This window comes from Anabaena sp. EIM26 (genome assembly GCF_057568715.1).
This window is the reverse complement of the sequence record NZ_CM172472.1, coordinates 5,011,373-5,034,000: the sequence shown is the minus strand read 5'-3', so window position 1 is coordinate 5,034,000 and position 22,628 is coordinate 5,011,373. Positions and strand designations below refer to the sequence as shown.

Annotated in this window: 23 protein-coding genes; 6 read left to right on the top strand and 17 right to left on the bottom strand. The window is 37.8% G+C overall.

Annotated features, from left to right (window positions below):
* Nucleotides 1-29 precede the first annotated feature (29 nt).
* Nucleotides 30-215 (top strand): hypothetical protein, encoded by a 186-nt coding sequence (locus AC012T_RS21945; protein ID WP_487060799.1) that lies wholly within the window; start codon nucleotides 30-32, stop codon nucleotides 213-215.
* Between the two features lie 114 nt (nucleotides 216-329).
* On the opposite strand, the gene AC012T_RS21940 is transcribed toward AC012T_RS21945, so the two are convergent.
* The 14 genes from AC012T_RS21940 to glyA all read right to left on the bottom strand — a co-directional run bounded on the left by AC012T_RS21940 (nucleotide 330) and on the right by glyA (nucleotide 16,052).
* Entirely contained in the window at nucleotides 330-1,217 is an 888-nt protein-coding gene (locus AC012T_RS21940) for a GDP-mannose 4,6-dehydratase (RefSeq protein WP_487060798.1), read from the bottom strand.
* A gap of 27 nt (nucleotides 1,218-1,244) precedes the next feature.
* Nucleotides 1,245-2,543, bottom strand: coding sequence for a class I SAM-dependent methyltransferase (locus AC012T_RS21935; RefSeq protein ID WP_487060797.1), 1,299 nt, complete (start codon nucleotides 2,541-2,543; stop codon nucleotides 1,245-1,247).
* Nucleotides 2,544-2,558: 15 nt separating this feature from the next.
* Nucleotides 2,559-3,656 carry a glycosyltransferase family 4 protein gene (locus tag AC012T_RS21930; RefSeq protein ID WP_487060796.1) on the bottom strand — a complete coding sequence of 366 codons (1,098 nt, stop codon included), beginning with the start codon at nucleotides 3,654-3,656 and terminating at the stop codon, nucleotides 2,559-2,561.
* Entirely contained in the window at nucleotides 3,653-4,546 is an 894-nt protein-coding gene (locus AC012T_RS21925) for a hypothetical protein (protein ID WP_487060795.1), read from the bottom strand. The genes AC012T_RS21930 and AC012T_RS21925 overlap by 4 nt, the downstream gene beginning before the upstream one ends.
* Before the next feature lie 155 nt (nucleotides 4,547-4,701).
* Nucleotides 4,702-5,532 (bottom strand): hypothetical protein, encoded by an 831-nt coding sequence (locus AC012T_RS21920; RefSeq protein WP_487060794.1) that lies wholly within the window; start codon nucleotides 5,530-5,532, stop codon nucleotides 4,702-4,704.
* Between the two features lie 106 nt (nucleotides 5,533-5,638).
* Nucleotides 5,639-6,679 carry a glycosyltransferase family 2 protein gene (locus AC012T_RS21915; protein WP_487060793.1) on the bottom strand — a complete coding sequence of 347 codons (1,041 nt, stop codon included), beginning with the start codon at nucleotides 6,677-6,679 and terminating at the stop codon, nucleotides 5,639-5,641.
* The gene (locus AC012T_RS21910; protein WP_487060792.1) at nucleotides 6,679-7,965 is read right to left on the bottom strand and encodes an ABC transporter ATP-binding protein; all 1,287 of its coding nucleotides are present in this window, start codon (nucleotides 7,963-7,965) and stop codon (nucleotides 6,679-6,681) included. The genes AC012T_RS21915 and AC012T_RS21910 overlap by 1 nt, the downstream gene beginning before the upstream one ends.
* An 84-nt stretch (nucleotides 7,966-8,049) precedes the next feature.
* Entirely contained in the window at nucleotides 8,050-8,604 is a 555-nt protein-coding gene (cysC, locus tag AC012T_RS21905; RefSeq protein WP_487060791.1) for an adenylyl-sulfate kinase, read from the bottom strand.
* A gap of 211 nt (nucleotides 8,605-8,815) precedes the next feature.
* Entirely contained in the window at nucleotides 8,816-9,652 is an 837-nt protein-coding gene (locus AC012T_RS21900) for an ABC transporter permease (protein WP_487060790.1), read from the bottom strand.
* Between the two features lie 55 nt (nucleotides 9,653-9,707).
* Complete coding sequence (locus tag AC012T_RS21895) at nucleotides 9,708-10,133, bottom strand: hypothetical protein (RefSeq protein ID WP_487060789.1); 426 nt, start codon at nucleotides 10,131-10,133, stop codon at nucleotides 9,708-9,710.
* A gap of 184 nt (nucleotides 10,134-10,317) precedes the next feature.
* Nucleotides 10,318-11,745, bottom strand: coding sequence for a glycosyltransferase family 4 protein (locus AC012T_RS21890; RefSeq protein ID WP_487060788.1), 1,428 nt, complete (start codon nucleotides 11,743-11,745; stop codon nucleotides 10,318-10,320).
* 546 nt (nucleotides 11,746-12,291) lie between these two features.
* The gene (locus AC012T_RS21885; protein ID WP_487060787.1) at nucleotides 12,292-13,542 is read right to left on the bottom strand and encodes a competence/damage-inducible protein A; all 1,251 of its coding nucleotides are present in this window, start codon (nucleotides 13,540-13,542) and stop codon (nucleotides 12,292-12,294) included.
* A 40-nt stretch (nucleotides 13,543-13,582) separates the two neighbouring features.
* Nucleotides 13,583-14,629 carry a glycosyltransferase family 4 protein gene (locus AC012T_RS21880; RefSeq protein WP_487060786.1) on the bottom strand — a complete coding sequence of 349 codons (1,047 nt, stop codon included), beginning with the start codon at nucleotides 14,627-14,629 and terminating at the stop codon, nucleotides 13,583-13,585.
* Between the two features lie 139 nt (nucleotides 14,630-14,768).
* Complete coding sequence (gene glyA / locus AC012T_RS21875; protein WP_487060785.1) at nucleotides 14,769-16,052, bottom strand: serine hydroxymethyltransferase; 1,284 nt, start codon at nucleotides 16,050-16,052, stop codon at nucleotides 14,769-14,771.
* Between the two features lie 325 nt (nucleotides 16,053-16,377).
* On the opposite strand from glyA, the gene AC012T_RS21870 reads away from it, so the two are divergent.
* Complete coding sequence (locus tag AC012T_RS21870) at nucleotides 16,378-16,575, top strand: hypothetical protein (protein WP_487060784.1); 198 nt, start codon at nucleotides 16,378-16,380, stop codon at nucleotides 16,573-16,575.
* A gap of 82 nt (nucleotides 16,576-16,657) precedes the next feature.
* Entirely contained in the window at nucleotides 16,658-17,134 is a 477-nt protein-coding gene (locus AC012T_RS21865; protein ID WP_487060783.1) for a Tic20 family protein, read from the top strand.
* Between the two features lie 90 nt (nucleotides 17,135-17,224).
* Here AC012T_RS21865 and AC012T_RS21860 read toward each other — a convergent pair whose 3' ends face one another.
* Nucleotides 17,225-17,998, bottom strand: coding sequence for a fumarylacetoacetate hydrolase family protein (locus tag AC012T_RS21860; protein ID WP_487060782.1), 774 nt, complete (start codon nucleotides 17,996-17,998; stop codon nucleotides 17,225-17,227).
* Between the two features lie 357 nt (nucleotides 17,999-18,355).
* Here AC012T_RS21860 and rpsF point away from each other — a divergent pair, with 357 nt between their 5' ends.
* Nucleotides 18,356-18,682 carry a 30S ribosomal protein S6 gene (rpsF, locus tag AC012T_RS21855; protein ID WP_487060781.1) on the top strand — a complete coding sequence of 109 codons (327 nt, stop codon included), beginning with the start codon at nucleotides 18,356-18,358 and terminating at the stop codon, nucleotides 18,680-18,682.
* 519 nt (nucleotides 18,683-19,201) lie between these two features.
* A complete protein-coding gene (locus AC012T_RS21850) occupies nucleotides 19,202-19,762 on the top strand; it encodes an Npun_F5560 family protein (RefSeq protein WP_438892726.1) in 561 nt (186 codons plus the stop codon).
* Nucleotides 19,763-19,943: 181 nt separating this feature from the next.
* Here the strand turns inward: AC012T_RS21850 and AC012T_RS21845 are convergent, their stop codons facing one another.
* Nucleotides 19,944-20,297 carry an STAS domain-containing protein gene (locus tag AC012T_RS21845; protein WP_487060780.1) on the bottom strand — a complete coding sequence of 118 codons (354 nt, stop codon included), beginning with the start codon at nucleotides 20,295-20,297 and terminating at the stop codon, nucleotides 19,944-19,946.
* Nucleotides 20,298-20,707: 410 nt separating this feature from the next.
* Here AC012T_RS21845 and AC012T_RS21840 point away from each other — a divergent pair, with 410 nt between their 5' ends.
* Nucleotides 20,708-21,337, top strand: a complete 630-nt coding sequence (locus AC012T_RS21840) for a DedA family protein (protein WP_487060779.1) — start codon at nucleotides 20,708-20,710, stop codon at nucleotides 21,335-21,337.
* A 58-nt stretch (nucleotides 21,338-21,395) separates the two neighbouring features.
* Here AC012T_RS21840 and AC012T_RS21835 read toward each other — a convergent pair whose 3' ends face one another.
* Nucleotides 21,396-22,595: an argininosuccinate synthase gene (locus AC012T_RS21835; RefSeq protein WP_487060778.1), complete on the bottom strand. Its 1,200-nt coding sequence runs from the start codon at nucleotides 22,593-22,595 to the stop codon at nucleotides 21,396-21,398.
* Nucleotides 22,596-22,628: the final 33 nt, after the last annotated feature.

Sequence of the window (22,628 nt, the reverse complement as noted above, 5' to 3'; positions counted from 1 at the left end):
GATAGTAGATTAGATGTAGTGTTACAAAAATGGAAATATTACAGGACTTACGCATTGACAGGATAAACCAGATATGGTGTATGGGTTTCGGGGATTTAAATGTGATTTTTTGCTTAGTTTTGAGCGATCGCTATGTATCGAAACTTAATCGCCAAAAGCATGAAACAACGGAATTTCGTCCCTACACTATAGTGGAAAATTTGTACAGTGTGTGAGTCCTATATTATATTTTCCTCAAAAAATCTTGCGTATAAGAATAACAACAGAGTATATGGTTTTCAGTAGATTAAACTACCTTTAATATACCAAACTTGGACAAATAAATGCTTTTATATCTTGCCCAACATCATAATTTCAGCAAGCATATCAAAACTAATTTTTGGCCGCCATGCAAGTGACATAATAGTTTTGGGATCTGAAACTAATCGTGAATAGTCAGAACTCAAACTAGGATCAAACTTAACATAAGGATTCCAATCTTTACCAATTAACCTGAAGCATAAATCTAACCAGTCACGGATTGAATAAGCAAGCCCAGAGCCAATTACAGCTTCATATACAACATCTTGATTAACTAAGGTTAAGATTGCTTCGCTTACATCTTTAGCAAATAACCACTCCTTTTGAATATCAATATTGCCCAACTCTATGATTCTTTCCTCACCTGCTCCAATCGCTTTAGCTGCTTGAACAATTTTTTGACTCACATAGTAAGGCTTACGAAGAGAGCTTTCATGATGAAATAAGTAACCAACGTAAGCTTTCAATCCAATCGAGCGAAAATATCGAGCGGCATATACAGACTGAATACGTGCCATACTGTACGCAGTATTACACCTAAAATTTGCTGTTTCTGATATGGGGATATTTTCATTCTCAAATTGAAGTCCACTACCTGCAATGAATACTCTACAATCGTTATTCAACTTATATGCTGCTTCTAAAATAGCGACTGAACCACCAGAAATCGTTAAATAATTTTCAATCAAGTGGTCATGTATTGTGCTGGAATTTGCTGCAAGGTGGAAAATATAATTTGGACAATATGCACTAATGAGTTCTGAAGTCTTTGAACTGTCACGCACATCACCTTTAACCCAGTTTTCGGTTATTCCTTGGGAACGAGAAACTGAAATAAAATCAATACCATCCTTCGCTAAAAGTTGAGAAAGATAATAACCATCCTGACCAGAAGCTCCAAAAATTATCGCCTTCATACCAATCATCTAAATAATATTTATTATCTAATTAATGGGTATTTGAGAGTTTGATCCTACTATCTCAATATTTGGCAAAGGAAAGATAAATTTAACTCCTTGTTCCAGGATTTTCTTCTCACGAGTCATAAATTCGGACTTGAAGTGCCACGGCAACACAAGATAGAAGTCTGGATTCATTGCTCTAGACTCTTCTTCACTTATGATTGGAATTTCCGTACCTAGCGTATATGCCCCATACTTATCAGGATTTCTTTCCGCTGCATAATCAATAATCCGATTGTCTATCCCACACCACTGTAAAATTGTGTTACCTTTGGTTGAAGCCCCATAAATATGGATCTTTTTGTTTTCCTTTTTTAATCTTTTTAATAATGAAATAAGATTATTTTTATGGACATTAATCCTGTCTTGAAAATCTTTGTATGGTCTGTCAGTATCAAGTCCCATCTCAAACTCTTTCATTCTAAGTTGTCTTATATTTTTGCTGTAAGTTTCAGACTTATAGTCAAAATTGTTATTGTGTGTAGCGTAACATCTGATGCTCCCCCCATTAATATCATTGAGTACTACATTGAATATTTTCATATCAGCAGTTCTGAGAATGTATTCAATTACTGAAAGACTATAATACTCTAAGTGTTCATGGCAAATCGTATCGTAGGAATTCATTTCCAACATACTAGGCATATATGACATTTCAAATACCCATATTCCATGAGGAGCAAGAATTTTTTTAACTTCTTGCACGAATTTGACTGGGTCTTCCAGATCATAAAACATAGCTATCGAGGTTATAGCATCACATTTTTTTCCTCCCAGTCTAGATGCTAATTCGGCAGAGGGAAAAATATCTTGGACAATACAAATATTTTCTTCTAGTTCATCTTTCTGTATGTGTGTTGCAACATCAGAAGGATCAACACCATATTTATAGAAAGAATCAGGATACGACCTTAACAAGGTGCCATCATTACAACCAATATCAAGAACTGTACAGTCTTGAGTATTAGGTAGAATGCAGGATATTTCTTCAGCAATTTCTTTTAAATGATTTAACATAGTATTATTCGTACCAGAACGATACCAGTACACTGAATACAATATTTCTGGTGGTACACTATGTTCCATTTGCAATAACCCACAAGCTTTTTCATCCTTTGTGGGGTTGCATCTAACTAATGATGTAGGAATTTTACGTAAAGGAGGATCGTCTCTATCAGACTTTATAAACGAACCTTGTAAATATTGCTCTCCCAAATTAATTACAGGTGTGAGTGATGAAGATCCACAGACTCTGCAAGTCTTTCTATGAATTAAGTGCATACTAGTACCTTCCTTTTAGCTTAAAATGGTAGATAAATATAATTCTTTTGTGCTTCTAGCGGTTTGAAGCCACGACAGTTTAGCACAACTTTTATCAATTTGCAAACTTAGATCAACCAAGTCCACTGTTGCAGATAGATTTAGAGAATTCATAAGTCCATTAGGGTCAGTATGATCATACAGTAGTGATGATGCTGTTTCTCCAAGTAACTCCTGAATGGCTCCTATTTTAGGAGCTATTACAGGTACTGAAAATGACATAGCTAGAATCAGACTACTTGGAGATGTTATTTGAGTAAAGGGCAAGACAACAACATCAGCAGCACTATAGTAATATGCGATAAGATGATCCGGAATAAACTCAGGAATGAAAATTATGCTTGTTGTTAGATCAATATCTTTTTTCAGTTTCTCGGCATAGTCATCATTTAAAGGCTTTCCAACAATAATAAGAATACTATCCTCAGCACTTTTTTCCCATTGCCTCCAAGTAGTAATAAGTTGCTCTGTACCCTTATAGGGTCTTAAGTTCCCTTGGTGGAGAAATACCCGTTTAAATTTGTCAATTTGTAGATAATTACGTGACACATCTTTGCTGATTTTAGAATCATAGATTTCTTGAAAATTTCCATAGCCAATGATTGAAAATTTTTCCTCTGACATCTTTAAATCGGCAGCAATTTCGGAAAGGTAAGACTTATTATGGATAATCATCCTGTGAACTATTCTTGATAGTGCTTGTCTCACCCATACTTCAATCTTGATAAACTTGGATTCATGAGACACTCTATTATGAATTGTCCAAATAATTTTCACTCCCAACATTCTTGCAATTAGTATATCAAGCAAAAACTTTAATGAATAAACACTAAATACAAAAAGATTTTCCCCCTTTAGGTAAGGGTTGATCCAATGTATGTGCAGAATATTTATTTTTATGCTTTGACTTAATATTGAGCGAGAAATTGGCAGTACGCGTCTATATCCTTTGGGGAAATGAACCATCACTTGTTCATCTTCCAACGCTCGCTTTAAAAGAGCCTGATAAGGATTATCCTTTGAATAATCCGGCATCATTAATACATGAATTTCAGTAGGTTCATTAGACATCATTTTATTAACCCGCTCTGTTTTACCAACTGTCTAATTCCTTCTAAGTACATTAAGTGACGAATTTTTCCTACATAGTGTCTACTAGGACATTCTTTTATTCCCCTATCTAAACGAACATCATATTCTAGTGGTAATAGCTCCACACCAAATCTTGAACTACATAATGCAAAGAGAGTTTGCTCAATTCGCCAAAAATGACCAATAATATTGGGCAAACCCAAGAACTCTTCCATCCAATCTAGATTGAGAGAGTCTTTGTGAATTAGCCCCAACCCGGAATTAAAGCGTTCAATGGGAGTAAAACCACAATGTTTTTCTACAACCGCTGTATCAACTGTGTAGGCACTAGCAACATCTCTATTAACCGTATTCAGAGTATAGGCGGGGTCTTCAATCCTTTGGAGCAAAACACTGGGTTCTTGAAAGAAAAGCACATCGCTGTCGAGCAACAACATGCGATCGCTCTCTAAATATAAAGCAAAGTCAAATACTTTCGGTGACAAGTGATTTGTCTTACGAAACTCCAAACAACGAGGATAGGATGACAGCAATGATAAAACCTTTTCATCAGCTTGTGTTCTGTCAATAATCCGTGCGTCTGGAAAATGATATTGTAAAGTTGCGATATTTTCTTGAGTTAGAGTTCCATCATCATGAATACATAAAGCATATTGACGCTGAGAAAAATGATAAAAAGATTTTAACGTCCAAACTAAATTTAGCCAGTCATTTGCAGAAGTCAGTACGTGAATTTCACAATCTTTGCTATTCGTATCTTTGATAGGTAAGGAACTAAGAATTTTATTTCTAACCACATCACGATAATAAGCAGTTCTCAGACCATGCTGATAATTTTGTCTGAGTTTGAGGATTAAAGAACCAATAGACATAATTAGTTAATGTTTTGTATTTTTTAAAGTTTCTGTTAAATTTTGGAATAAAGAATCTTTGTCAAACATATAATAGATTAGGATCTACACAAAAAAAATGTCTAATTGAGTTAAAAAATAGATTCCGGTATTTTAAATTACTGAAAAATTTGATTTCATTCAATTAAATTATCTAAAACCCATGAATAAAGGTCATTTTCATTAAGTAACCTGGTTTTTAATTCAGTTTCTATAAGTTCATCCTGAAAAAGTAATTTAAGCAACTTAGCTTCATCTTGATAAGATCTATTATCAATTTTATTCATGTGTTCAACATGAAATTGCCTTTGCAAATGAGCAGATAGTTTATTAGTAAATAGATTTATGTGTTTAACTACACCCACAACATCAAAACTCTCTAAAGTGGATTTAGCTTCTTGATAACTACCTCTACCAAACATATTGGCATAAAGACTTAGTTGAAAACGACCTTCTTTGGAATCATAAAATTTAAGAAGTTCCTTTCTTTGATGAATAATAAACTTTTCTTCTCCCTGATTCTCCAAATTTGGAGCAGTTTCATATTTCAACATCCAAAGCCGAACTTTACGATAGATGTAATTGCTTTGAAGACGAGAATATGGTTCTCGCAGAAGGGTAATACAAAAGAATGGATTGAGGCTCTTGAGATATTTAAGAGCATTCTCATTTATAGGAAAATGTCCACTTAAGTAAGTTGAACCTTGTTGAGCAGCGTAAAGTAATAAAAGAGTTGCAGATTCTCCAAAATCCGCAATACTACCTTGACCTGTAAGGGCTATATTAGCGCGACGCAACATTTCAAAATCAGGTCGAGTCCCTCGAATACGAAAATTATCACGAAAAGCTTTATCAATTGATGTACCTGCACATTTAGGTACGTGCGTAAAAAGAATTGGAACAGGAAGAGTTGGCTTTAGATACTCTACTTGTTTTCTGTAAAAAGTCTGTATAGTGCGTTGAATCATATTGCATGAACGTAATTAAATTAAAATCATAAATTAGGACTGACTGAATCAAACGATAAACATATTTTTTATGTTTAAATTTGGATTGCTATAGCTTTGAAATAATTTATGAATTTAATCGGTTGAACCAGTTCTTGAATCTTGCTTGGAAGGATGAAACTAGCAATATTTTGGGATATTGTGCAATTAATGTGAAAGTTTTAACCCAACGTATTAATTTCCCTTCGCTATTGCTAACAGACTTTTCAATCATATCTAAAAATTTGACTTGATATAACCATTTCCCCTGAAGAATTAGCCGCTGCTTGAAAGAAATATTTAAATTTTTATCCCAAAGAATAGGACGTACTAAATCTAGTAACTCATGAGCTACTTTTTGACTTTGATTCGACTTTTGATCAGCAGTCAATCGAAAGCAAGATAATTCAGAATCAATTCTTTTGACAATACCACCTGCTCGGATTATTCTACACCAATAATCATAATCCATTACAAAGTAAAGCTCTTCTTTGAAAAGACCAATTTTTTCTGTAATACGTCTTGTCCAAAACACTTCTGGCTGAACAAATTGACGTTTTTTCCACCATATATCCCATAAATCTAAAATTTCTTCTAACTTTTGGATATTGCCAAATTGCTCACCAATTTTTTCACCTTCTTGATTTATATAACGACACCTTCCATGCAACAAGTCAGTATCAGGAAATTGGCGAAAATGATCAGCGACTTTAAATAGTGTTCCTGGTAAATAATAGTCATCACTATTGAGATAAGCGATAATATCACCTGTCGCTTTAGCTAGACCCTTATTAATAGCATGAGTTTGACCACGATCTGCTTCACTTACCCAATATGAGATCCAAGGTTCATATCGCTTGATAATTTCAACAGTATTATCAGTGCTACCACCATCAATAATTATATATTCTAGATTCGGATAGCCTTGGAGTAATATTGAACGGATAGTTTCTTCAATAAAATGCCCTTGATTGTAGCTGGGTGTAATAATACTAATTTTAGGAAATTCTGATCCATCCTGAGTAGATTCTGCAAATTGAATTTCTTTGTTCCCTAAGCTATTATTTAGCTCTGTTTCTGGTTGATGCAAAGATGTTAAAGGATAAACCGATTGATCATTTTTCATCATTATTTAACTTTTGCAGGAATTTCCCAATAATGTTCTACAGCTATAGGCGTTCTATTCTGATCAGGAGATACAAGAGAATTATAGACATCTTTTTCTTTCACCTCTAACGTGGCTATACCTTCTTCCCAACACAACCACTTACTCCTGGGGATAGATAACCCTACACTCAGTCTATAATTACCAGATGCTAGTGGAAGACAAGGTATGATGCAATCAGTGTATGAATCTCCTTCTGGGAGCGACATATCTAACCCGCTTAATGGTTTAGTTGAATAATGAATTAGCTTATTTCCAGAAAATGTATGAATACATAAATCTACGCCACCTTGAGGGATATGTTCAGGACAAAAAAAACGAATTCTGATCCGCAAGTAATCCCATGTTCTGACGACTGCTTTACTACATTCTTTTTCATCTAAAAGAGTAATTTTTAGGATAGAAAATTTATTTGAATTCTCTCTATTTTCTAATTTAAAAATTGTGCCAGGTTGGTAAACAGCACTATTCTCTAAGCTTTGCCAATAGGAGTTTAAACAATTTTCTATTTTTCCGTTGCAGTTAATCTGCCCTGATTTTAGATAAATTCCTCTATTACATAGTTTTTCAATCGTTCCCATATTATGACTTACAAACAAAACGGTTCTTCCTTCTTGTCCTACTTCTTCCATTTTTCCTAAACATTTTTGCTGGAAAGCGGAATCCCCTACAGCTAGAACTTCATCTACAATTAAAATCTCTGGTTCTAAATGTGCGGCTACGGCAAAGGCAAGCCTTACATACATTCCAGATGAATAACGCTTTACTGGTGTATCTAAAAATTTCTCTACTTCTGAAAAGTCCACAATTTCATCAAACTTGCGTTTAATTTCTGCCTTGCTCATCCCTAAAATTGCACCATTCAGAAATATATTTTCTCTCCCAGTTAATTCACCATGAAAGCCAGTCCCAACCTCCAATAAACTAGCAACTCTTCCTTTAATTTTAATGCACCCCTTGGTTGGTTCAGTAATTCTACTTAAAATCTTCAATAGGGTTGATTTTCCCGCACCATTACGGCCAATAATCCCAACCCTATCCCCCTGCTTAATTTCAAAAGATATATCCTTTAAAGCCCAAAATTCTTCAAAGGCAGGATTTTCAGTTTTAGCTTTGGGATTGATTAAACTACCAAGAGATTTAATTTGATTAGTTATTACATCGCGCAGCGCAGTATACCGTTCCTGTTTTTGGTGTCCAATAATATATTTCTTACTGAGGTTTTCAATGCGAATAACTGTGTCTGACATAGGTACAAATTTTGTAGAGACAAACATTAACTATGAGCAAAGTTAATGGTTCTCATATTATTACAGATAATTTAAATGAGAGAATTATAAACAAGCAGAAGAAGTAGAGATATTACTACATAAGATATCGTATTTCTCTATTACTTTGGCCACGCTTTGTCCAATATCTTCTTGTTCTGTCAAACACTCAACTTCTGGGTTTAAAGGTGGTTCATAGGGGTCATCAATACCGGTGAAAAACTTTATTTCCCCTTGACGGGCTCGTTTATACAAACCTTTAACGTCACGATCTTCGCAAGTTTTCAAGGATGCATTGACATAAACTTCAATAAAGTTATTGCCAATTTTCTGGCGTACCTCTTGCCGCACATCACGATATGGTGAAATAGCAGAAATCAATACTACTACACCATTTCTAGTTAATAAATCAGCAACAAAACCAATTCGTCTAATATTTTCGTCTCGATCTGCTCTGCTAAATCCTAAATCTTTGGTGAGATTTTGTCGAACTATATCACCATCTAAAACTTCAACTTTGATTCCACGATTTCTTAATTGCTTTGCAACTTCACTGCTAATAGTGGTTTTGCCAGCACCACTCAATCCTGTAAACCAAATTGTGGCTCCAATATCTTTCATTTCTAACTCCTTGGTATCATTGGTATATCGAAGTTTATATTTGCAACTTTTCTGCGGGTTTAACTTCAATTGTTAGTTAGTTTTGGATGCAGAAATGCTGAATGGCGTAACAAGACTTTATATGGTGACATATAAGTGTCATTTTTATCATAGTTTATATGTCGCTGAGTCCCAATAATATGATTAATATTGTTTCTGAAAGTGAGTGTATCTAAATCACGTCTGCAAATTTCCTTTCCATCTTGCGAAAATACCAAATCCCACTAAACAATAGTGAAAATACGAGGAGCAAAGACAGAATAAAACCTGGTAAATATAAATTTGATTCACCACCTAAAATTGCCCAACGAAAACCATCAATTACTCCTACCATTGGGTTTAATGAGTATATAAACCGCCACTGCTCAGGAACAATGCTGCTACTGAATCCTACTGGTGATATGTACAGACCAAACTGCACAATAAAAGGTACTATATAACGGAAATCCCGATATTGAACATTTAATGAAGCAAACCATAATCCTGCTCCCATTGAAGCAGCAAAGGCTATACTAATGAATAAGGGTAGGGTCAAAATCCTCCAACTGGGTACAAAGTTGTACCATGCCATTAATGCTAATAAAATCATTCCCGAAATCATGAAATCTACAAAGCTCACTACTACAGCACTTGTAGGTACTACTAATCTGGGAAAATAGACTTTGGAAATTAGGTTAGAATTGGTAGTTAGACTGGTGCTGCATTCTGAGAGTGAATTGGCGAAAAACTGCCAAGGCAACATTGCAGAAAAAACAAGGATGGGATAAGGCACACCCTGAGATGGCAATTTTGCTAATCGCCCAAACACGACTGTAAACACTACCATTGTTAAAAAAGGACGAATTAAAGCCCAAGCGATACCAATGCTTGTTTGCTTGTATCGAACTAAAATATCTCGCCATGCCAGGAAATAAAATAATTCCCGATAGCGCCAGAGGTCTTTCCAGTATTGTCCTTCGCTTCTTCCGGCTTCAATTATTAATTCTGGCTGGGAAATTGTGTCTTTCATATCAGAAATTTTCTTGCTGCCAAGCTCAATACAATGGTGTAAATTATCATAATTTTTAGTTAATCACCCAAAAATCTTTTATGGTGTTACCACCAATAATCTGTGATTGCCTGAAGGTAAATTCGCCTACGGAGGGATTTCTATGGGGATTAATAACTCCTGTTGCTTGCTGCCAAAGTTCGGCTGGTGCTAATGACAAGTGATATACAGATTCACGTTTACGGATGTGATACCATTTAGTTGCTTGGCAATGTTCACACCAAAATGCTTCTAACCACTCCCCTTCTAGAGAAACTGTAGTTTTTGCAGCTACTAACATTAGAGCCTCTTTTCGTCTCATTCCTCTCTGCTGTAGTTGTCCTGCGTGTTCAGCAAACAAGCCGTATTTTTGACTTACACTATCCATGTAACAGCTATGCACCGGACAATAAATGGCTCGACGTTTTGAACGATTCCGATTTCGGTCACACCTTCTCTGCACTTCGGCCTCCTCTTGATAAAGATAGATCACAAGAAGGTTGCGTTGGCAGGACTGAGATCAAAAAGACCATCAAAGCCCAACTCCTAATTTTAAAGTTTAGTTATTCGGTTTTTGAACCTAAGTTTTGTAAACCCGTTGGATATGTTAGCAGGTTTGTGATCATTGGTATAGTGCAACCAATATACTACAAATGGGACTTTTGCAGAACTCTAAGATATTGTTCAGCTATGATTTGCGGCGTAAAATTTGACTGCAAATACTGGCGAGAGGCTTTGCCCATAAGTTCTGCTAATTTGCGATCGCTATTCAGCAGACGAATAAATTCAGCTAAAGCAGTACTGTCTCCATTCTCCACACTCACTCCACACTTGCCATCAGTGATTAACTGTCGTAAATAAGAATACTTTGAGCAAATCACTGCTACTGGTCGTCCGGTGGCTAAGGCTGGGTAAAGCTTACTAGGAGCAACAAGACTTTCCATACCAGCTTCTACACTTACTAGAGACAGATCACAAGCTGTCAATGAGTAAGGAAGTACTTGCTTATCTTGGTAAGGGAGAAATAGAAAATTGGTTAATCCTAGTTTATTCACTGCCTCAATAAAACGCTCTCTTTTTGCTCCACTGCCAATGCAAACAAACTGAATAGGCTCATCTTGTAGTTGTTTGGCAGTTTCTAAAATAGTTTCTATATCATGGCACCTGCCCATATTACCAGAATAGAGGACAGTGAATTTATTAACTAAATTATGTTTTTTTGCAAACCAATTATTTTCTTTGGTAATTGGCACAATCAAGTTAGGGTCTCCCCAACTATGAATTACTGATACCTTATCGGCTATCTCTGGACAGATGGCGATGATTCTCTTTTTCATATCAGGACTAAGCACTACTAGTCCTTGAGACCTCCGCCAAATCATTTTGTTCAGTTCTCGCCACAACCCTGACAGCCAATGATTTTTGGAGACTACTCCTAGTGCGATCGCAATATCTGGATAAAGGTCATAGATTAAGCAAACGTAAGAGACTCGAAAACACAGATGCGCTAAATATGCTGCTATGGGCAAAAAAGGAGGAGCAGAAGTTACCAAAAATACATTGTGACGACGGAAATTTCTGATAATATGTAGAAAGGCACGCAATGTAAATAGGACACCATTTACGGCTTTACCTCGAATCCGTCCTGACCAAGCTTGAGTAGAGCGCGATCGCTGAATACGAATACCACCTAATTGTTCAACGGCTGGTGCATTTGCGGTTGAGTATGCGTATGCTGGCTGTCCTGTAAATACTTCAATATTTACTCCTTGTTTCTCCAAGTGTTTTACCAGTTCTTCAATCAACTGTCCTGTAGCAGCATAGTCTGGTGGGAAAAATTCCGTGAGTATAGATACTTTTAATAAGTTCTCATACAAATTATCATTGGCTTGAAAAGTATCCGCTAAGTCTATGGAAGATAGTGCTGGTGTGGTAAAATTTGTATTTTTATAAAATGGCTTACTCTCCGTACTTGATTGATTCGATATATTCAGTACGTCTGTATTTTTTTTAAAATCCTGATTCTGAAATGCTGTTGGATTAGAAGTGGTTGACTTTTTCGGCCAGAATGCCATGAGTATAGTTCCCTGTAGAAAAATTTGAGGATTACAGGCAAGATACATAGCGATTATGCGGTAAATATTTTTCTTAATCGCTAGTTGTTCTTGATTTAGTTGGTAGTAAGTGTTGTCAGATGTTCATACTTTACAAGACAACAGAGTTAATACCAGTTCCGGAAAAAAAAAATTGGCTATTAAAAACTAAGCAAAATCACTATCTTAAATTAAAGCGCAAATTTTTAAGCACAATGGAATAGGATACCTTAAAAGTGGTTATTTGGTGCATTTATTTTAGTAGGCAAGATAAAAAACATGATCAAAAAATATCCTGTGTAATCGAAATAACATAGTAAACCACCTCATTCAATTTTCATGATTTCATAAATTTGTTATCCATATATAACAGAACTAATGCTGTTTGTGAAAGTTCCCGTGTGATTTTTGTAGAGTATTGGATGTTAATGCGAAATAACTCGTAATTTTCTTGCTACTTGTCAGTACAAATAGATAAAGTAACCCTTTAAACAAATAGCATTGCCATAAATCACAATTAATTCAAAACTAACGCATTAATAAACTGCGCCGCAAATTATCTAAAGCCGTGCATATACTCAGATGACGAATAAAAGATCGATCCCGTATCGTCCCAAATTTACACTCATAACTTTTTACCTCATCTCCTGGTCCGGCTAATCCAATATATACTAACCCTACTGGTTTTGTATCAGTTCCTCCAGAGGGACCGGCAATCCCTGTCACGCTTAATCCCCAAGTAGTTGCCAGACGAGTTTTCACACCAAAAGCCATTTGTTCGGCTACAGTAGCACTCACAGCCCCACATTGATTTAAATCTTCTGGGTTAACCCCTAACAATCCGATTTTTACCGAATTGTCATAAGAAATTATTCCGCCCCAAAAATAACTAGAACTGCCAGCAATTTCTGTCAACATTTGCCCCAGTCCACCACCTGTACAAGATTCGGCAACTGAAAGCGTTTCTCCTGAAAACTGCAATAACTTACCAACAACAGAAGCTAAAGTATCATCATTAGCACCGTAATAATCTAAACCAGCAATTTCCCTCAGTTGTTTTTCAATAGGTGCAATTAAATCCTCTGCTGCTGTTGCATTAAATGCTTTAGCAGAAATTCGTAGCCGGACTTCTCCCTTGCCAGCGTATGGTGCTACTGTCGGGTTAGGTAAATTCAAATAAGCAGATATTTTTTCTGCTAAAGCAGATTCACCAATACCCCAAAATTTTAAACTCCGACTGTAAATAATTTCCTTGCCCCAACCTTGACTTTTGAGAAAAGGTACTGCTGTTTCTGACCACATTCGGTGCATTTCGCTAGGAACACCTGGAAAAGTAAAAATTGTTAACCCAGGACGGGGTTGCCAAATAATACCTGGTGCTGTTCCTGTAGGGTTAGGTAAAATTTCGGCCCCTTGGGGAATCAAGGCTTGTTTGCGGTTGCTGGGAGACATCACCCGACCGCGTTGGGCCAACTTCTGAGTGATGTCTTCAATAATATCGGCACTTTCTACCAAGGGAACGTCAAAAAAATCAGCAATGGTTTCACAGGTGAGGTCATCTGGTGTGGGACCAAGCCCACCAGTGAAAATGAGAATTTGCACTCTGGAAGCAGCAATTTCTATAACTTGCTTCAGTCTTTCTGGATTATCTCCCACGACAGTTTGATAGTAATGGGGAATGCCTAGCTGCGCTAACTGCTGGGCTAAAAATTGAGCGTTGCTATTGAGGATATCTCCTAGTAGCAATTCAGTACCAACACAAATAATTTCTGCACTCATGAAGTTTTAGATTTTAGATTTGAGATTGCATCCAGAATCCTTAAGATTGCCGAGAAAGTTTCCAAACTCGCCAAATAGCATAACTCAATAAAGATGTAGATGCACAGGCATAAGTCATCCCACTAGGAATACCAACAATAGCTAAGGCTAAACTACCCACCCATAGAGTTAAAGAATAAATGAACAAAACTGTTAATCTGTGGGATAAACCAGCATTTAATAGACGGTGATGTAAATGGCGTTTATCGGCTAAAAAAGGTGATTTACCGTGTCGTAGTCGCGCTAAAATTACTGCTGACATATCAACTATTGGTACTGCCAAAATCAAATAAGGCAATAATACAGCGGTAAAAACGGGAATTTTTACTAACCCGATGACACCAACGGCTGCTATGGTGAATCCCATAAAATAAGATCCACCATCACCCATAAATATTTGCGCTGGGTTGAAGTTATAACGAAGAAATCCCAATGCGGCACCAGCTAAGGCTGCGGCTATTAAGGCTGCTGCTGGTTGGTGCATAAATAGAGATACTAACAGCATGACTACGGCAGCAATTCCTGTGACACCAGCAGCTAGTCCGTCTAAACCATCAATCCAGTTAATTGCATTTACCATTCCTACCAACCAAATAACTGTAATTGGAAAACTTAACCAATCTAGATTAACTATGCCAATTGTGGGAATGGTAATGAAATCTATACTGACACCAACTTTCCATGCAGCAGCAGCGACTATTATTTGTATTAACAGGCGTACTAAAGGGGATAGGTTGAATAAATCGTCTGCTAAACCGATGAGAAAAAAGCCTAGACCGCCTAAAGTGACACCCCAAATTTGCCATTCTTTTTCCGGTGGTAGATTTGCAAATCCGCCTAACCACCAGACAATTAATAGGGAGATAATAGTACCTGCGAAGATAGAAACTCCTCCCAGGCGTACCATAGGATGTTGATGAATTTTTCGACTACCTGGTTTATCTAAGCGTCCACTTTTGATGCCAATATTTTTGACATCTGGTGTAGTCCAGAGAACGACTACTGCGGCGATTAGAAAGGCAATCAGATGATAAATCTGAGCAGGCATCAGTATTTTTTAAGAAGTGGTTGGGATGACCAAAATTGTGTGAGGGTTTTGTCCGCAATTTTCACTATGCTTGGGGGATTGATTAAATATGAGATTTTAGATTTGAGTAGGTGATCCCAAATCTAAAATCTAGAATCCCTTAGGCTAGAACTGGCAAGGGAATTTCTAGGTGAGGATATAAGGGGAAGCGATCGCACAATGCTGCTACTCGTCGCAGACAATCTGCGGCTACTGTCTCAGAATCTGGAGAAAGTAAGCGATCGCTAATAATATCAGCAATTTCCGTAAATTCTGCCACACCCAAGCCCCTTGTGGTCATTGCTGGCGAACCCAATCTCAAACCACTAGTAACAAAAGGTGATTCTGGATCAAATGGTACTGTATTCTTATTAGCAGTAATATTTACGCCACTAACAAGCTGATCGCCTTTCTTCCCTGTCATGCCAATGGAACGTAAATCTACTAGCATTAAATGATTATCTGTACCATTTGAGACTAATTTCAATCCCCGTTTTTGCAATTGGGTAGCTAAAGCACGAGCATTTTCAATCACTTGAGCAGAATAAGTAGCAAATTCTGGCTTCAGTGCTTCACCAAAAGCCACAGCCTTACCAGCAATTACGTGTTCTAGAGGGCCACCTTGAGTCCCAGGGAACACTGATTTATCTAGCTTTTTACCAAGTTCAGCATTGCGGGTTAAAATCAAGCCACCTCTTGGTCCGCGTAAGGTTTTATGCGTTGTTGTCGTCACCACATCACAATAAGGAAGCGGATTGGGATGATGGCCAGTAGCGACTAACCCAGCGATGTGAGCAATATCCGCCAATAAGTAAGCACCAATTTCATCAGCAATGCTGCGGAACTTTTCAAAATCAATTATCCGGGGATAAGCGGAATAACCACAAATCAGCAGTTTAGGACGTTCTTTCAAAGCCAACTCGCGGATTTGGTCATAGTCAAGTTGTTCTGTTTCTTTACTTACACCATAGTGACGCACTTGGAACCACTTACCCGACACATTCACTGGTGAACCGTGGGTGAGGTGTCCTCCGTGAGACAAATCCATCCCCATAATTGTGTCCCCTGGTTCTAATAGGGTCAGGAACACTGCAAAATTAGCTTGTGCGCCTGAATGGGGTTGAACGTTCGCATGGGCAGCACCAAATAACTGTTTGGCGCGGTCAATCGCTATTTGCTCGATTTTGTCAACAAACTCACAACCGCCATAGTAGCGTTTACCTGGTAATCCTTCCGCATATTTATTAGTCAGTACGGAACCTTGAGCCGCCAATACAGACGCAGAAGTAAAGTTTTCACTCGCAATTAACTCTAAGTGATCACGTTGACGCTGTAATTCTTGGTTAATTAACTCGCTAATAGCAGGATCGGCAGATTTAAGCAAGTCTGAGTTAGTCTTATTCACGTTTACTATCCTTTTGAAAATTGGTAGAATCTAAGCTTTTGTTTTCAGTACAGCACAGTATTAATAGTGTTATAGCTGTTCATTTAATATGTTTTGAGTGTTGACTTCTTTATTATTCAATGTCCAGACAATAAATGCTTTCGCATATTAGCTTTGATCTACTGCCTGTAATTCACTAACCATGAAAATATATGTATTATTTTTTACTTATAAAAATAAATCTCTAAAATATATAACATACAATGAATTAAGGCGCAGTTACCAAAAATTTGTTATTTTCTGAATTTATGCCTTGATGCCAAAAGGAGCGATGGAGGTATTTGTGATGTTAGTCATTTTAACGGATGATCAAATCTTTGCCCCTGAACAGGTTTGCCAATCTTGTTGGCTTGCTAATAGTAGCGGACAACCACGCTGGGGTGGGGGTAAACTTGGCTGTGGTCAAGCACTTCGCGCATTTACTGAGCAGCAGCCTGAACAGTATGAGTGCGTGATGGGCTTTCGCATTGTCCATATAAAATAATCTAATTTTCTAGCAATATCAAGCAACTGCGTTATCCTAAGCTCAAATAGCTCTTAAAATTTCATTCACAGGAGAACGCAATATGTCTTTGCGCGGGTCTACGACGGTTCCCGACCGAATTTTCGCTTCTTTACCTTATTTGCTGCCTTTGATTGAGGTATTTGCCTTTGGTCAGTTTTTGCTGAATGATTTTCCATTTTTAGGAATTATCTTTTTACCTCTACTGCCGTTATTAAGGATTTACTATGGTGTCCGCTATGCCGGGCTGATTATTTTCTTTGCTTTATGGTTGTTAGTAGTGAGAAATGACAAAATTAGCCATTTTATTCGTTTCAACACTATGCAAGCAATCATTTTGGATATTGTTATATTTTTATGCAGCATCTTGACTGATATTGTGAAATTAGTTCCTGGTAGTGGATTTGCTATGCAAACACTGTATACAACTATTTTTATGGGAATAGTTGCCACAGTTGTTTATTCTGTTGTCCAGTCTTTGATGGGTCGCTATGCAGAAATACCAGCAATTTCGGATGCTGTTTATATGCAAGTGCGCTAGGCATAATAGCGACTTGGGTTTTTTGCTCAACAGTTTTGACAATAAGCGATCGCTCAAGATTTAAAAGATAGTAACTATTCCCATCTGGTGCTAACGGGCGATAACGGTATTTTCAAGGCGACCAATACCTTCAATTTCTATGCGGATGCGATCGCCTAAATTTAAGCTACCTACCCCCATAGGTGTACCTGTTAGCACTATATCCCCAGGTAAAAGTGTCATCACTTGACTAATGTAAGACACCAAAAAATCCGGGGGAAAGACCATCTGATCAATACAAGCAGATTGGACTGGGTGGGGATCATCATTCAAAAAGGTCTGCAATCTCGCCCCTGGATTCAATTCTCGGACAATCCAAGGGCCTAAAGGGCAGAATGTATCAAAGCCTTTGGCTCGTGTCCATTGAGCATCTTTTTTTTGTAAATCCCTAGCAGTGACATCATTGGCAATGGTATAACCCCAAATTTTGCTTTGGGCTTGTTCTGGGGTACAGTCACAGGTGCGATCGCCTATCACTAATGCCAATTCGCCTTCATAGTCTACCCGCTTTGACTGTGGAGGATACTTAATTTGTCTTTCCGAAGCGATTACAGATGTAGACGGTTTAAAGAAAATCAGCGGTTCATCTGGTACGGGAGTTCCCATTTCTGCGGCATGATCCGCATAATTTTTACCTACAGCTACAATTTTAGAAGGAGAACAAGGAGCCAAAATTTCGTATTTGTCTGATTCCAAAATTAAATCGGTGGGTTGTCCATCTAACCAAGGTGGAGCATCCAAAACCTCTACATTGAGGGATAGTTGCAGCAACCCATAGTAAATTTGTCCTTCTTGACTTTTAACTCGCACATAGCGTTGCGCCATAACCTTGATTAATATCCTTAGAGATCCAAATTTCGGCAGATTTGGCTAATGATTTATAGCAGTCAGCAGCCATCTGGTGAGAACGCTTGTATTATCAGGAGTCGAGAATTTGGGCTTTTCCTCATTACCCTGATCAATGCTATAAATTGAAAACTGGTAAGATTATAGGATAAATGCTGAAAATGCCGTGACTTTGCTCCGGAAATTACCACCAGCATCAAAGCTGATCTTGCTCTATGTTGTGTTATTATTGGGATTCCTTGTTGCTTCAGATGTTGATTTGTATCAGCAACGTTGAAATTTACTAGTATAAATTAACAGCAGCAGCCGATTTGTCCATAAGGTAACTAAAGATAAATGACCACAGTTTACGAGACAATGTACATCCTGCGTCCTGACTTGGGAGATGAGCAGGTAGAGCAAGCCGTTGCCAAATATCAGAATTTGTTCATTGAACAAGGTGCTGAGAATATCGAAATTCAAAATCGTGGTAAGCGCCGTCTTGCTTATGAAATCAATAGGCATCGTGATGGCATCTACATTCAATTAAACTACACAGCACCTCCAACTGCGATCGCACCAGTAGAACGCGCCATGAGATTGAGTGAAGAAGTGATTCGCTACATGACCATTAAGCAGCAGATCCGTAAAGAAAAACCAGAACCAGAGGCTGTAACTGCCTAAAAACATGACTCATTGAGGAATTTTCCAGGAATTCCTCCAAAAGATTCCTAGTAATATTTTCTGTAAGGCAAGCTATATGCTTAACCTACAGAAAATTTTTTTATTGAATTACTTATGAAATCAGAACTTTTAGATAAAATTGCGTATTTTAACAGTTGCAAAATTCTCTTAAATGCGATATGTTTTTCATGAAATCATGCCACACCTTTTTTCCATAACATAATTAAGGTATAGGAAAAACATAATAGGCAAGAATGCCGTCTTTTTTTAAACATGACTTCAAGGATGGTGAAAAATAAAATTTTATCCAAAAAAGCTTAAACACCTAGTTTTATCGTATTAAAATCGCACTTCCCATCAAACAAGGCTATAAAAAGAGGCATACAAACTCTCAAATATATCCTTTGTGATTTGTATTTTTCCTCGACATAAGATAACAACATTCAGTATGTGATTACTTCCCCAAGTACTTACCAAAGGTAGTATCATCGCAGTTATACCTAAGAGATGTAAGCCACTGTGAGCCAATCAGACACCCCCGACATCCAAACTCTTTCTACTGAAGTATCGCAGTTGCATCAAGAATTGCAACTTCGAGATCAATTAGTGCAACAGCTATCACAAGAACTGTTCCGGCTTGTCAAGGGTAATACTAGTTTTATCCCTCAACGGTCTGAACCTGAGTGCGATTTAAGTCAATTAGAGGCTTTAAGAGAACAACTTCAAGCTGTCGAACAGCAAGTAACGTTCTACCAAGAGCAAATTACATCTCGTGATCAAGAAATCCACCAATTGCGACAATCAGTCCAAGAACTTACTGATCGTAGTCGGATGTTAGAGCAGGTAGTACAAGAATTGCCCCAAATTTATCGTCGTAAATTTGAGGAAAGAATGACTCCTGTCAGAGATAAGGTCGCAATGCTACAACGAGAAAATCGCCAATTACAAGCAGAGCTACAAAGTGTAAGTTATCGGTTAGCACTAAAAACTCGCCACGCAAGTCATAGCGGTATTGATTTACCAAATTTTTCTAGTCCCATATCTGGACAAAGTAATATATCCACTCCTCAAAATGCCTAATATTTATTATTAAGCTATGACTTGGAAGGGATCTATGAAAGAGGGGCAATAACACTTAGAAAAAGATATTGACAGTTTGTAATTTTATAGACAAATTTGCAAAGGTGTCAACCTGAATGAGATGGCTACTAACCCCTCTATCCCCTCATTTTGCTATTTTTCCCCTGAGCAAAATCGAGATTTAGGCTGCTGTCGCTAGATTTTTTTCATTGACACTAGAAAATATATCTTCGTAATTATTAACTATTTCAAACACTGAATCCAACTTAGTAAGTTCCAAAATTAACCTTACAGGCGCTTTTACGTTGCAAAGAACCAAGCGACAACCACTCTGACGTACAGCTTTCAGACCTTGTACTAGAGGGACTAAACCAGAACTATCCATAAAGTCAACTTCTGCTAGATCGATAACCCAGAGTTGTTCAGGTAAGGGAGTTACTCCAGCCATCTGTTCGCTCAAGTCAGTACCAACCTCTAAGTCTATGCTTCCTTGGGGTTTGAACAAAATTACTTGGCGTTCTTGTGTAAGAGTCATGAATTTAACCGGGTAGTTGAACTGGGCATTTGAAACTTTGATAATGCGGTTTTTATATCAAAAGGGATTAATTCTCAACAGTGGAATTACTGTTTTTAACCGATTTTTCGAGACTTATATACAATTATAGCTCATAAGAGTTGGTACAGTAACAAGATAGTATAATTTTTGATACGTGAATCTAGTATAAGCATAAATGCTTGAGATTTCCGTAGCGAACTTAACAGTTACAAAATTCTTATAAGCTGTATGTACTTTTATAACTTTTTGATAATTAAATATAAATTTAAGTAAATATTAATCATTTATACAGAAAGCGATTGATTTCTGGTCGCGTCTTGATTGACACCCTCACTAAAAACAAGCCAAGATATATTAAAGGTAAAAATTTGTAAAGTCGGCGGTGCTGGATGTCTCTTGAGCTAATTTCACTAGAAAACATCCAAGAATTTGCTCAATCTTACGGTTATTGGGCAATTTTTTTAGGAATTTTGCTAGAGAATTTGGGTCTTCCTCTTCCCGGTGAAACCGTAACTCTAGTAGGTGGTTTCTTAGCTGGCAGTGATGAGCTAAATTACTGGCTAGTTCTGGGTGATGCAGTTGCAGGTGCTGTCATTGGCGGTAATTGTGGCTATTGGATTGGTAGGGTTGGTGGTTGGCCGTTCCTGCTACAAGTGGGCAAGATATTCCGCATATCTGAAGTGCGATTGCTAAGTATTAAAGAGCAATTTAGTGAAAATGCGGCTAAAGCTGTGTTTTTTGGTCGCTTTTTCGCCTTATTGAGAATTTTTGCTGCGCCACTTGCTGGTATTGCCGAAATGCCTTTTGGTAAATTCTTGGTATACAACTTGGCTGGGGCAACTGCCTGGGCTAGTGCAATGGTGACTTTAGCTTTTTTTGCAGGCAAAATTGTTTCCCTAGAGCAATTAGTCGCTTGGGTAAGTCAGTTTGCAATTTTGGCATTACTGATTTTAGTGGCTGTGATTGTTGTGCCTATTTGGTGGGAATCTCGTCAAGTTAAACATCAGACTGGGGATTAGGTAATGGGTAATGGGTAATTACGTTTTATTACCTATTACCTATCACCCATAACCTGCGTTATCTGTTGTTCTGCGCCCAAATGCGAGTTGGGAGTCCCCAGACATAGATAAACCCTTCTGCTGCTTTATGATCAAACTTGTCATCAGCACCGTAGGTTGCTAAGTCTGGAGTGTAGAGAGAGTTATCACTCCAACGACCAACTATAGTGGCATTACCTTTGAACAGTTTTAACCGCACAACACCAGAAACTCGTTCTTGTGTTTGTTGAATAAAAGCATCTAATGCGGCTTTAAGTGGGCTGTACCACAAGCCGTTGTATACCAATTTGGTGTAGGTTTCTTCAATACCCCGTTTGTATTGACTAACATCGGCTGTTAAAGTGAGGCTTTCTAAATCACGATGGGCGTTAATTAAAACTATCATCGCTGGTGATTCATATATTTCCCGCGATTTGATGCCTACTAAGCGGTTTTCGATCATATCAATCCGCCCAATACCGTGATTTCCTACTATCTGATTGAGTTGTTCGATTAACTCAACTGGGTTTTTAGATGTGCCGTTGATTGTGGTAGGAAGCCCTTTTTGGAAACCAATTTCTAGATATTCTGGCTCGTTAGGAGTGTCTACTATGGCTTTGGTCATTTCATAGATTTCTTCTGGTGGTTCAACGGTTGGATCTTCCAACGTACCAGCTTCAATACTGCGACCCAGCAAATTTTTGTCAATACTGTAGGGAGAAGATTTTTTTACTGGTGTAGGAATGCCAAATTGCTCACCATAGGCGATGGTTTGCTCACGGCTCATTCCCCATTCTCTCGCTGGTGCGAGTATCTTTAAATTGGGATTTAGGGCTGTACAGGAGACATCAAAACGTACTTGGTCGTTACCTTTGCCAGTACAACCATGAGCGATCGCATCAGCACCATATTTTGCAGCCGCTTCTACTAAGATTTTAGCAATCAGTGGACGAGCGAGGGCTGTTCCCAGAGGATAGCGATTTTCATAGAGGGCGTTGGCTTGAATAGCGGGAAATGCGTACTCTTTCACGAAGCTATCTTTGACATCCGCTACAAGGGATTCACTTGCACCCGATTTCAGCGCTTTTTCTCGAACTGGCTCTAATTCATCTCCCTGGCCTAAATCTGCTGCTAGGGTAATTACCTCTTCCACTCCCCACTCTTGCTTCAGGTAGGGAATGCAAACAGAAGTATCTACTCCACCAGAATATGCCAGAACAACCTTTTTAGCGCGACCCATTAGTTTCTCCATTTAGGAAAACAAACAATGAGT

Coding starts and splice junctions, on each gene's coding strand:
- AC012T_RS21945 (WP_487060799.1), top strand. CDS start 30: ATGGAAATATTACAGGACTTACGCATTGACAGGATAAACCAGATATGG.
- AC012T_RS21940 (WP_487060798.1), bottom strand. CDS start 1,217: ATGAAGGCGATAATTTTTGGAGCTTCTGGTCAGGATGGTTATTATCTT.
- AC012T_RS21935 (WP_487060797.1), bottom strand. CDS start 2,543: ATGCACTTAATTCATAGAAAGACTTGCAGAGTCTGTGGATCTTCATCA.
- AC012T_RS21930 (WP_487060796.1), bottom strand. CDS start 3,656: ATGATGTCTAATGAACCTACTGAAATTCATGTATTAATGATGCCGGAT.
- AC012T_RS21925 (WP_487060795.1), bottom strand. CDS start 4,546: ATGTCTATTGGTTCTTTAATCCTCAAACTCAGACAAAATTATCAGCAT.
- AC012T_RS21920 (WP_487060794.1), bottom strand. CDS start 5,532: ATGATTCAACGCACTATACAGACTTTTTACAGAAAACAAGTAGAGTAT.
- AC012T_RS21915 (WP_487060793.1), bottom strand. CDS start 6,679: ATGATGAAAAATGATCAATCGGTTTATCCTTTAACATCTTTGCATCAA.
- AC012T_RS21910 (WP_487060792.1), bottom strand. CDS start 7,965: ATGTCAGACACAGTTATTCGCATTGAAAACCTCAGTAAGAAATATATT.
- cysC (WP_487060791.1), bottom strand. CDS start 8,604: ATGAAAGATATTGGAGCCACAATTTGGTTTACAGGATTGAGTGGTGCT.
- AC012T_RS21900 (WP_487060790.1), bottom strand. CDS start 9,652: ATGAAAGACACAATTTCCCAGCCAGAATTAATAATTGAAGCCGGAAGA.
- AC012T_RS21890 (WP_487060788.1), bottom strand. CDS start 11,745: ATGGCATTCTGGCCGAAAAAGTCAACCACTTCTAATCCAACAGCATTT.
- AC012T_RS21885 (WP_487060787.1), bottom strand. CDS start 13,542: ATGAGTGCAGAAATTATTTGTGTTGGTACTGAATTGCTACTAGGAGAT.
- AC012T_RS21880 (WP_487060786.1), bottom strand. CDS start 14,629: ATGCCTGCTCAGATTTATCATCTGATTGCCTTTCTAATCGCCGCAGTA.
- AC012T_RS21870 (WP_487060784.1), top strand. CDS start 16,378: ATGTTAGTCATTTTAACGGATGATCAAATCTTTGCCCCTGAACAGGTT.
- AC012T_RS21865 (WP_487060783.1), top strand. CDS start 16,658: ATGTCTTTGCGCGGGTCTACGACGGTTCCCGACCGAATTTTCGCTTCT.
- AC012T_RS21860 (WP_487060782.1), bottom strand. CDS start 17,998: ATGGCGCAACGCTATGTGCGAGTTAAAAGTCAAGAAGGACAAATTTAC.
- rpsF (WP_487060781.1), top strand. CDS start 18,356: ATGACCACAGTTTACGAGACAATGTACATCCTGCGTCCTGACTTGGGA.
- AC012T_RS21845 (WP_487060780.1), bottom strand. CDS start 20,297: ATGACTCTTACACAAGAACGCCAAGTAATTTTGTTCAAACCCCAAGGA.
- AC012T_RS21840 (WP_487060779.1), top strand. CDS start 20,708: ATGTCTCTTGAGCTAATTTCACTAGAAAACATCCAAGAATTTGCTCAA.
- AC012T_RS21835 (WP_487060778.1), bottom strand. CDS start 22,595: ATGGGTCGCGCTAAAAAGGTTGTTCTGGCATATTCTGGTGGAGTAGAT.